The sequence below is a fragment of the Phaeovulum veldkampii DSM 11550 genome (assembly GCF_003034995.1).
Taxonomy (GTDB): Bacteria; Pseudomonadota; Alphaproteobacteria; order Rhodobacterales; family Rhodobacteraceae; genus Phaeovulum; species Phaeovulum veldkampii.
In genome coordinates this window covers 1-9,776 of sequence record NZ_PZKF01000058.1, presented here as the reverse complement: position 1 = coordinate 9,776, position 9,776 = coordinate 1, and the positions used below count along the sequence as shown (strand labels likewise).

Genomic DNA, 9,776 nt, shown 5'->3' with positions numbered 1-9,776 from the left:
TTATCAGAAGCAGGCCGCCAATGACATAGGCGCAGCCTGCGAGGAAGTTGAACCACAGGACGAAGGGCACGACGGCCCCCATGTCGACCGCTCCGAACAGGGCCGATCCGCCCGATATCAGAGTCAACGATCCAAAGGCTATGGCCGCAACACCGGCGACGTGATGAGTTTTCATTTTTGCCCCTCGTTCCCGGCCAACAGAACCAATTGTACCTCCAGCAGGCGCAACCCTTCGGGCACGATGTCAAAGCTGCGCGAGCCAAGGCTCCACCTTATGGCGATGCCCTGAACAAGCGAGGTCAGAAGCACGGCGGCATCCTTTGGCTGAACGCCCGCCCCCATCATTCCGGCTTCGGCCATGGCCTGCAGGTTTACCACCAGATACGCCTGATACTGCATCAGAACCCCGCGAAACCGGTCGCGCAGGGCGGCATTATCAACGTTCAATTCGCGGGAATGCAGAATGGCCGGAAGCGCGGGGGTTTCCCCGATCTGCTGCAACTGTGCGGCGATCAGCGCCCTTAGCCGTGCCTGCGGGCTTTCGCTGCTATTCACGGCATGCCGCCACGCGCATTCCAGCCGATCCGCGATAGCGTCCCCGACCGCGCTCCAAAGCTCCGCCTTTGTCGGGAAATGCCGGAATATCGCGGCTTGGGTCACGCCGACCTCTTGCGCGATGTCATTGGTCGTCAGCCGGTCCGGGCCGATACGGTCGGCCAGGTCCAGAACGGCGGCAATGATTTCGGTCTTGCGATCCTCGGCTGATTTGCGACGTAACATTGAGCACCTCTTGTAAGTAAGTAATCACTAACATAATCTGCAAGGCAAGCAAGCTGATTCGCCAGAGCGAGAGGACCGCCATGCCAAGCCCCAAAGGATACACCCGTCTTCAGATTGCATTGCACTGGGCTGCGGCCCTGCTGATCGTGCAGCAATACCTGTTCAAAGATGCCATTGCAGCCGCGTGGGACGCGACGACGAAAGGTCTGGAAACCGCCTTCAATCCGCTGGTTCTGGCCCATGTCGCAGGCGGGGCGCTGGTCATGCTGTTTGCGCTGTGGCGGCTGTCGATCCGGGCGCGGCGCGGCGCGCCTGCCGTGGTCGGCGACAATGCCGCTCAGCGCGCCTTGGCAAAGGCCGCCCATGTCGGCCTTTACGCGCTGATGATCCTGATGCCACTCAGCGGGTCGATGGCCTGGTTCGGCGGTGTCGATCTGGCTGCACAAGGGCACAACGTGCTGAAGATCGTGCTGCTGGCGCTGGTGGCGCTGCATGTTGTGGGGGCGCTCTATCACCACTTCGTGCTGAAAGACGGCCTGATCAACCGCATGCGCCGGGCCGAGGGCTGAGCGATGCGCAGAAGCTGGATCCTTGGCGCGGTTGCGCTGGTTGGGCTGGCGGCGGCTGGTTGGTTTCTGACCGAACGGCCCCTGACTGTGACGGTTGTCGCGGCTGAAACCGGGGTGCCTTTGCGCCTTTACGGCCTGGGTTCCGTCGAGGCCCGCGTTCTGTCGCGCGTCGGGTTCGAAGTTGGCGCGGCATTGGTGTCGGTATCGGCAGATGCAGGGGATGCGGTCAAGGCCGGACAAGAGTTGGCCGCGTTGCATCCGGCCGAGCAGAAAACGCGCGTTGCGCGGGCGCAGGCAGCGGTTGCGGCAAATGCCGCCGGTCAAGCCAAGGCCGATGCAGCGGTGGCGCGGGCACAGGCAGTTCTGGCACAGCGCATTGCCGCGAACGATCGACAGAAGGAACTAGCGCGGCAGGACATCTCTTCTATCCAGCGGGCCGAGGAGGCGCAGCGCGACGAGGATGTGGCGCGAGCCGAATTTGCATTGGCCGAGGCCGATCTTGCCGTGATCCGCGCGCAAGGCGCGGATGTGGCGGCAGCCCTGCAACTGGAAGAAACCTTGCTCTCCCATCACCGGCTGGTCGCACCTTATGATGCGGTTGTCGTTGCCCGCCATGTCGAGCCGGGCACGGTGGTCAAGGCCGGTGATCCGATCTTCACCCTGATTGATCCGGCAACGATTTGGGTTCAGGCCTTTATCGACGAAGAACGCGCCGGCCAACTGGCGCTTGGACAAGAGGGTGTCATCCGGCTTCGCTCGCAGCCCACCGCTGAGTTTCACGGCACCGTCGCCCGGATCGGCCTTGAAAGTGATCGCGTGAACGAAGAGCGCCGCGTTTGGTTGACGTGCACCGATTGCCCCGCCAGGATGTTTCTGGGCGAACAGGCCGAAGTGCGCATTCTGACCGGTTTGCGTGAAAGCGCCCTGATGGTGCCAGAGGTGGCAATCACCGGCTTTGACGGCTTTCGCGGCACGGTCTGGACCGTGCAGGATGGCCGGTTGCAGCGCGCCGAACTGACATTTGGCGCGCGCGACGACAAGGGCCGGGCCGAGGTGACAGGCGGCCTGCCCGACGGCTCTGCGATTGTCGCCATGCCACCAAAAGGCGCCGACGAAGGCAGGCTGGCCCGGATCGGGGATGCGCAATGAATCTGGCGCTTAAAGACATCCGCCATGGTCTGTTCCGCTTTGTGCTGACCTGCTTTGGCTTGGGCCTGCTGATGACGGTCGTTCTGGCGATGATCGGCATCTACAACGGCCTTGTGGCTGATGCTTTGGCGGTGGTCGAGGCGCCGGCAGCGGATGTTTGGGTGGTCGAGGCGGGCACCAAGGGGCCTTTCGCCGAAGCCTCCTCCATTCCCGCCGACAGCCGCGATACCGTGGCGCGCATGCCCGGCGTGGCCGAAGCGGGTGCCATCAATTACCAGACCGTGGAGGCCCCGTTTCTTGACCGGACCTTGCGGCTCTACGTCGTTGGGTATGAGCCGGGGCGACCGGGTGGCCCGCAGATCATCGCCGAAGGGCGGGGCATCGGCACCAGCCATTTCGAACTGGTGGCCGACCGCAAGACCGGCCTTTTGGTGGGGGATACCATCCTTCTCGGCCGCAGCCGCTTTACCGTTGTCGGATTGGTCGAAGGGGCAATGAACTCGGGCGGCGATCCGGCTGTGTATATGACGCTGGCCGATGCAATGGCGTTGCAAACGGAACTTGCCCCGGCCGATCAGCGGGTGCAGGCCGCACGCGGGGCGGGGGCGGTCAAGTCGGCCTCGGTCGCGGCGGTCATCGTACGCATCACCCCCGGCGCGGATGTCGATCTGCTGACCGCAACCCTGCGTCAGTGGAAGCATCTGGCGGCCCTTAGCCAGATCGAGCAGGAAAATATCCTGCTGGCCTCGGTCGTGGACAAGGCGCGGCGTCAGATCGGGCTGTTTCTGGGTATCCTGCTGGCGGTGTCCGCCGTGGTGATCGCATTGATCATCTACACGATGACCATGGAAAAGCTAAAGCAGATCGCCACGCTTAAGCTGATTGGCGCCCCCGACCGCACGATCATCGGCCTGATCGTGCAGCAATCGCTGATCCTTGGGACCGCAGGTTGGGGCATCGGTCTAACCCTGATCCTGCTGGTCAAAGATGTCTTTCCGCGGCGTGTCGTGCTGGAGCCGTTCAACGTGGCCGTCCTGGCCGGGATCATCGTTGTTGTCTGTCTGGCCGCAAGCGGGCTCGGCGTGCGTGCCGCAATGAAGGTGGACCCCGCCACCGCCTTGGGGGGTTAAGTCATGGCAATCGGTGACATTTTGGTCGATGTGCAGGCCGTGGCCAAGCACTATGGCGACGGAGAGACCCGCGTCGATGCGCTGCGTCAGGTTGACCTGCAGGTGCGCGCAGGCGAGGTGATCGCGCTTTTGGGGCCCTCGGGGTCTGGCAAGACGACGCTTTTGAACATCATCGGCTGCATCCTTGACCCGTCCTCGGGCCGGGTGGTGCTGGACGGTGATCCGGTCTATGACGGCAAATGGCTGCGCAGCGACTTGCGCCGCCTGCGGCTCGACAAGATCGGCTTCATCTTTCAGGCCCACAACCTGCTACCTTTTCTGACGGCGGCAGAAAATGTATCCCTCGTCCTCGACCTTGCCGGTTGGGCGCCCGAAAAGGGAAAGGAGCGGGCAAAAGAACTTCTCGATTATCTCGAGGTCGGCCACCGCGCCCCGGTCAAGCCCGCGCTACTGTCAGGGGGCGAGGCACAGCGGGTTGCCATCGCACGCGCGCTGGCGAACCGCCCGCGGATCATCCTTGCGGACGAGCCGACCGCTGCCCTGGACAGCAAACGCGCACAACTGGTCATGGACCTGCTGCGAAAGCTTGCCTCCGAGCAGGAAGCCTGCATCCTGACCGTGACCCATGACGAGAAAATCTTCGACCGCTTCGATCGGCTTATCCATCTGCGCGACGGGCGGCTGACCGATGACTAGCTCCGCCAAGCCTGCAACCTCGCCTGCATCGCGCGAAGCCGTCGCGTTATCTCGTATCCAGCGCCACGCTTGGGACCATCAATTCAGCGGTTTCGTCCTACGACCGATCAGCATGCGAAGTGCGGATCAGTCGAGCGTCCCTTGGCAATCGTCATACGCCAGAGCTAGAATTGACCATAGCGTGGTGCCGCCACGGCTATACTCCGCCGCCACAAAACGCAAAAAGTCCCCGCTTTTCAGGGGGACTCATCAAACGTTGACTCAGCGTTGACAAGAATTGCGCGGGCTTATACGCGAGCGAAACACTCGGGTCCCAAGTCTTTGTTATCCAACGGTATTTTGGTTGCGGGGGCGCACAACCGCCGTCATTTGCCCGCCCCGTTCTGCTTGGTCTGAAGTTGCCCTACAGCCTTCGCATTTAGAAGATCGTCTACGAACTCCGAAACCGGGGAGACTCCCGTAATCAGCAGGTGATCCCTAGCCCTCGTGCAAGCGACGTACAGAAGGTGCCGTTCGGTGTTGTAGACTTCCTCAAGGTCCGCGTCGTCGGCCACAGATTCGATTCGTTCTGTTTGCGGGATCACCTCGTCGTCGCAGGCCATGACCAACACCGACCGGAACTCCAGCCCTTTGGCGAAGTGCATCGTGCTGATGGCGACTGCCCCGTCCTCCACTTCGACCTTTTCGCTCAACTCGACCGCGCGAACCCCCGCAGTTTTCGCGGCAGCACGAGCACGTTTCAGTTCCGCGTCAGACCGTACGAAGATCCCCACTTCGCGCGGTAACCCTTCGCGGTGGGCCGTCTTATTGGGCAGAGACTTTCTGTTTAGGTCCGACGTTATGTCCGACCATAGATACAGACCCGAAGTAGAGATCCTATCTGTCACTGACACCGGTCGCCGTCGGCGCTGGACGGATGCGCAGAAGGTTTGCATAGTTGAGGAAAGTTTTGGCCTGCGCGGGAGCATTGCCGAGACTGCGCGTCGCCACGACATCGGGCGCACATTGCTGGTGCGGTGGCGGCGTCAATATCGCAAGGGAGAGTTATCGGGTGGTTCGGCGCCGCTTCGGTTCACGCCGGTGACGCTCGCGCCCCCTGAAACCCCAGCGGGACCAATTGCAGTAGAACCGGAAGTAGTGCCGGCTTCGTGCGACCGCGCCGAGATCACGCTTGTGAATGGCAGGCGTCTTTCGGTTGCGGCGATGATCGATCCGGTCGTGCTGGCGCGCCTCGTTCAGGCGTTGGATCCGTCATGATCGCGTTTCCTGCAGGGACGAAGGTGTGGATCGCGGGTGGGGTGACGGACATGCGGTGTGGGATGAACACCTTGGCGCTGGCGGTCCAGCAGGGCCTTGGGCGCGACCCACATGCGGGGGAAATCTTCTGCTTCCGGGGACGCAAAGGTGATCTTGTGAAGCTGCTTTGGCATGATGGTGTCGGCATGTCGCTGTATTTGAAACGGCTTGAGGCGGGGAAGTTCATCTGGCCTGTGAGCCAGGGCGGGACGGCTGTGGCGATATCCGCAGCGCAGCTCGGCTATCTTCTCGAAGGCATTGACTGGCGCAATCCGCGCTGGACGCAAAGGCCTCAAACGGCTGGATAATTTATAAGAAAAGCTCTGATTTTATTGGCTCTTTGAGGTGTCCATGGTATGGATTGGCCATGTCAGATGCCGCTTCCGAAATCGTCAGATTGCGTGCCGCTCTTGCTGCGGAAACGGCGCGCGCACGGGCAGCGGAAGCCGAATTGGCGCAGGCCCGTGCCTTGGCCTCCTGCACGGACGCGATGATTCAGGAATTGAAGCTCGAGATCGCCAAGCTGCGACGCGACAAATACGGCGTCTCTTCCGAGCGCCGCGCACGGCTGATCGACCAGCTGGAATTGCAGCTTGAGGAATTGGAGGCTGCCGCCGCGGAGGATGCGCTTGCGGCTGAGCAGGTCGCTGGTGCGGACGCCACCAGCAACGTGCGCGCCTTCACGCGGCGCAAACCTGTGCGCAAACCCTTTCCCGAGCATCTGCCGCGTGAGCGTGTAGTGGTCGAGGCCCCGACCCGTTGTGCCTGCTGCGGCTCCGACCGGATCGTAAAGATGGGGGAGGACGTCACCGAGACACTCGAAGTGATCCCTCGCCAGTGGAAGGTGATCCAGACCGTCCGCGAAAAGTTCACGTGCCGCGCTTGTGAAAAGATCAGCCAGCCACCTGCTCCCTTCCACGCCATTCCGCGCGGTTGGGCAGGGCCGCAGCTGATCGCGATGATCGCCTTTGACAAATATGGACAGCACCAGCCATTGAACCGCCAGTCCGAACGCATTGCGCGGGAGGGGATTGAGCTTAGCCTGTCCACTCTGGCCGATCTGATCGGTCATGCCTGTGTGGCGCTGGCTCCTATCCATGCGCTGATCGAGCGTCACGTGCTGGACGCGGGTCGTTTGCATGGCGATGACACAACCGTGCCGCTGCTGGCCCGCGGCGGCACGAAGACGGCGCGGCTCTGGACCTATGTGCGCGATGACCGTCCTTGGGATGGGGGTGCGCCACCTGCCGCCCTCTTCAAGTTCTCGACAGATCGTCGCAAGGAGCATCCGACCCGACATCTGGCTGGATGGAATGGCGTGCTGCAATCGGACGTCTATGGCGGTTACAATGACCTTTATTTGGCAGATCGCAGTCCAGGTCCGGTGCGTTCTGCGCTGTGTTGGAGCCATGCCAGACGCAAGTTCTTTGAACTGGCTGACATCAAAGCCATCGCCCGCAAGGGCAAAAAGATTGCAGAAGAAATCTCGCCTATCGCGTTGGACGCTGTAATGCGGATCGACGCAATCTTTGCTGTCGAGCGCGAGATCAATGGCCTGTCCGCCGCAGCGCGTCACGAGGTCCGCCAGCAGCGGGTCGCACCTTTGGTCCATGATCTGCATGACTGGATGCGGGCTGAGCGGGCCCGGATGTCCAAGCACAACCCTGTCACCAAGGCGATCAATTACATGCTGGACGGAAAAGGTCGCTGGGAAGCCTTCACCACCTTCCTTGAGGACGGCCGCCTCTGCCTGACGAACAATGCCGCCGAACGGGCCCTGCGCGGCATCGCATTGGGCAGAAAGTCGTGGCTTTTTGCAGGATCTGAACGCGGCGGTGACAGGGCGGCCTTCATGTATACCCTCATCGTCTCGGCAAAGATGAACGACATCGATCCCCAGGCATGGATGGCCGATGTGCTCGCACGTCTGCCGGACATGCCCATGTCACGGGTGCATGAATTGCTCCCATGGCATTGGAAAGCCGCACCCGAATTGAAGAGGATCGCCGCATGACATTGGTCGCGCGCCTCAAGGTCACATTGTCCGATGTCGAGCCTGAGGTGCTCCGACGCTTCGATGTGCCCTTGAAGATCAAGCTGAGCCGCTTGCACGACGTGATCCAGGCCGCCATGGGATGGACCGACACGCACCTCTATGAGTTCAGGGCCGGTGGTGTCGGCTGGGGCGTGCCACTTCCTGAATACGACAACGATGGTCCGCTACCCGCCAGCAAAACCAGCCTGCTGGATGTGCTCGAAGACGTGGGCACCAAGACCATCCATTACATCTACGATTTTGGCGACAACTGGCACCATGTGATCAAGGTCGAGAAAATCGATGATGCCATTCTGGGGGCCGAATACCCGCGCCTTGTCAGAGCAATCGGGGCCTGTCCCCCAGAGGATGTCGGTGGCTTTCCCGGCTACGCTGACTTCCTCGAAGCCATGGCCGACCCCAACCATGAAGACCATGCTCGAATGCTCGAATGGCACGGCGGAAAGTTCGATCCATATGAGGCCGACATCGGCCGCATCCTCGACAAATTCGAGCGCCTCGCCAAAAAATGGGCCCCAAAGCCGCGCAAACCAAAGGCAGCCAATCAATAGCTAACGCACGCGGCCTCCGGCGAATGCTTACTTCGCGCGGCGCGCAACCCTCCTTCAGTCGATCAGTGATCCAGCCTGCAACCGTGCGGCATTCGTGATCCTCATCATTGCAGGCCAAGACCATGGGCGGAGGCCCATCGAACATGGAAACCGTGCCGCGCCGCCCTTCCGTGTTTCCGTCGACATCCGAAACGGTTGACGGCAGGAGCCGATCGGCATGCGTGCGGATCTGGTGCGATGTGCGGTAATTGATGCGCAGCGTGAAAGAGCGGCCGCGGACATCAAGGCCAAGCGCCTTCCAGGAAAAGGGCTGTTGAAAGATGCGCTGGCCAAGATCCCCGGCGAAGAAGAGGCCGTCGCTGCGCACTGCTGCCATAGCGGCGAAGAACCGGGCCTCGGCCACACCCAGATCCTGCGCCTCGTCAATCACGGCGAAGTCGTAGGGGCGAGTACTGCCTTGGCCGAGTCCATCCGCCAGACGGCCGAAGACGTCCGACCATGTCACAACGCCGCGTTCCCGCAACCCAGCGCGGACGCGCTCAAAGATGGTCCACAAGGTTTCGCGTTGCTTGCCGCCAATCCGGGTCTTCCGCCCGAGGCGCGACACGTCGCGGTAATCCTCCCAAGACCGAAGCTGCCAGGCGTCCACGACGTCGTTCCACTCTCCGATCAGGAACTGGGTCGAGAACCTGTGTCCTTCGACTTCAGCTGCTGCTTTCGCGATCAGCGACTTGACCAATGCAGCAGGTGCGATCTGCGGCTGCCCAAACCGCTCGGAATAAAGGTCATACCCAACTGCCGAGACCGCCTTCACGACAATCCGCGCCGAAACCAAGGGCTCATTGCCCACGAGGCTGGCCAACTTGCTGCGCAGGGCATTCGCCAGCGGCTTGGAGAACGTCGTCAGCAAGACCTTGGCAGAAGGATTGGCGCGGGCAAGATGGACCGCACGATGCAGCGCCACGATGGTTTTTCCTGTCCCGGCCGAACCCGAAACCCGGGTCGGACCGGAGAAGGATCGCTCGACAAGGTCAGCCTGGGCCGGATGCAGAAAGACCGCCCACTTGTCCCACGGATAGTCGAGCGCCTGCTTCAGTTCTTCTGCGTTGGCCAGAACGCGGAAGCGGCGCTGGGCGTCCGGGTGAGCAAACGGATCGGCTTCGACCGGAGCAGGTTCGGGCGGTTGCGGTTTCTCGCCCACAGCCAGTTTCAGCAGAGCTTCCTGCGCCTCTTGCGGCAAGTGCTCGATGATGTCGAACAATGTGTCCTCGGTGACCGCCCGGACGTCATTCACCCATTCCTCGGGCACGCCAAAGGCCATCAGTTCGAACTTGCGCAGATTGTCGAAAAGGCGGATCGCGGGCTTTGTGACAGGCGCCGGTGTAGCGGCCACCTCTTTGGGCTTGAAAATTTCCACCTCTTCAACCCGCTCGCGCACCTCGACAAGCTGCATGGCGCCCGTGGTCGGGTGGCGTTCAATCTTGCGGCGTTCGGCCCATTTGTAGGCGTCGTCGTGGTGGTCGACATAGACCAGCAGGATGCTAGCCCG

At 61.7% G+C, this 9,776-nt stretch carries 10 protein-coding genes and 1 pseudogene; 8 read left to right on the top strand and 3 right to left on the bottom strand.

What is annotated here, in order from left to right:
* Nucleotides 1-171: 171 nt before the first annotated feature.
* Nucleotides 172-780 (bottom strand): TetR/AcrR family transcriptional regulator, encoded by a 609-nt coding sequence (locus C5F46_RS14880; RefSeq protein ID WP_107326115.1) that lies wholly within the window; start codon nt 778-780, stop codon nt 172-174.
* Nucleotides 781-860: 80 nt separating this feature from the next.
* Here C5F46_RS14880 and C5F46_RS14875 point away from each other — a divergent pair, with 80 nt between their 5' ends.
* From C5F46_RS14875 to C5F46_RS14860, 4 genes are read left to right on the top strand one after another with little or no spacing between them, the layout of a single operon-like run.
* On the top strand, nt 861-1,349 hold the full coding sequence (locus tag C5F46_RS14875; protein ID WP_107326114.1) for a cytochrome b: 489 nt from the start codon (nt 861-863) through the stop codon (nt 1,347-1,349).
* 3 nt (nt 1,350-1,352) lie between these two features.
* Nucleotides 1,353-2,498 carry an efflux RND transporter periplasmic adaptor subunit gene (locus C5F46_RS14870; RefSeq protein WP_107326113.1) on the top strand — a complete coding sequence of 382 codons (1,146 nt, stop codon included), beginning with the start codon at nt 1,353-1,355 and terminating at the stop codon, nt 2,496-2,498.
* Nucleotides 2,495-3,628: an ABC transporter permease gene (locus tag C5F46_RS14865; protein ID WP_107326112.1), complete on the top strand. Its 1,134-nt coding sequence runs from the start codon at nt 2,495-2,497 to the stop codon at nt 3,626-3,628. Before C5F46_RS14870 ends, C5F46_RS14865 begins: the two co-directional genes overlap by 4 nt.
* A gap of 3 nt (nt 3,629-3,631) precedes the next feature.
* Complete coding sequence (locus tag C5F46_RS14860) at nt 3,632-4,324, top strand: ABC transporter ATP-binding protein (protein WP_107326111.1); 693 nt, start codon at nt 3,632-3,634, stop codon at nt 4,322-4,324.
* A gap of 365 nt (nt 4,325-4,689) precedes the next feature.
* On the opposite strand, the gene C5F46_RS14855 is transcribed toward C5F46_RS14860, so the two are convergent.
* Nucleotides 4,690-5,259 carry a 3'-5' exonuclease gene (locus tag C5F46_RS14855; RefSeq protein ID WP_235820189.1) on the bottom strand — a complete coding sequence of 190 codons (570 nt, stop codon included), beginning with the start codon at nt 5,257-5,259 and terminating at the stop codon, nt 4,690-4,692.
* Here C5F46_RS14855 and tnpA point away from each other — a divergent pair.
* The 4 genes and pseudogenes from tnpA to C5F46_RS14835 all read left to right on the top strand — a co-directional run.
* Nucleotides 5,165-5,581 (top strand): IS66-like element accessory protein TnpA, encoded by a 417-nt coding sequence (gene tnpA / locus C5F46_RS14850; RefSeq protein WP_107326116.1) that lies wholly within the window; start codon nt 5,165-5,167, stop codon nt 5,579-5,581. The genes C5F46_RS14855 and tnpA overlap by 95 nt on opposite strands.
* Entirely contained in the window at nt 5,578-5,928 is a 351-nt protein-coding gene (tnpB, locus tag C5F46_RS14845; protein ID WP_107326110.1) for an IS66 family insertion sequence element accessory protein TnpB, read from the top strand. Before tnpA ends, tnpB begins: the two co-directional genes overlap by 4 nt.
* A 59-nt stretch (nt 5,929-5,987) precedes the next feature.
* On the top strand, nt 5,988-7,634 hold the full coding sequence (gene tnpC / locus C5F46_RS14840; protein WP_107326109.1) for an IS66 family transposase: 1,647 nt from the start codon (nt 5,988-5,990) through the stop codon (nt 7,632-7,634).
* Nucleotides 7,589-8,086, top strand: a pseudogene (locus C5F46_RS14835) (plasmid pRiA4b ORF-3 family protein); the annotation flags it as partial. The gene tnpC and the pseudogene C5F46_RS14835, both read left to right, overlap by 46 nt.
* On the opposite strand, the gene C5F46_RS17330 reads toward C5F46_RS14835, so the two are convergent.
* Nucleotides 7,995-9,776 (bottom strand): UvrD-helicase domain-containing protein (locus C5F46_RS17330; protein WP_412779346.1); only part of this gene is annotated, 1,782 nt, incomplete at its 5' end. The pseudogene C5F46_RS14835 and the gene C5F46_RS17330 overlap by 92 nt on opposite strands.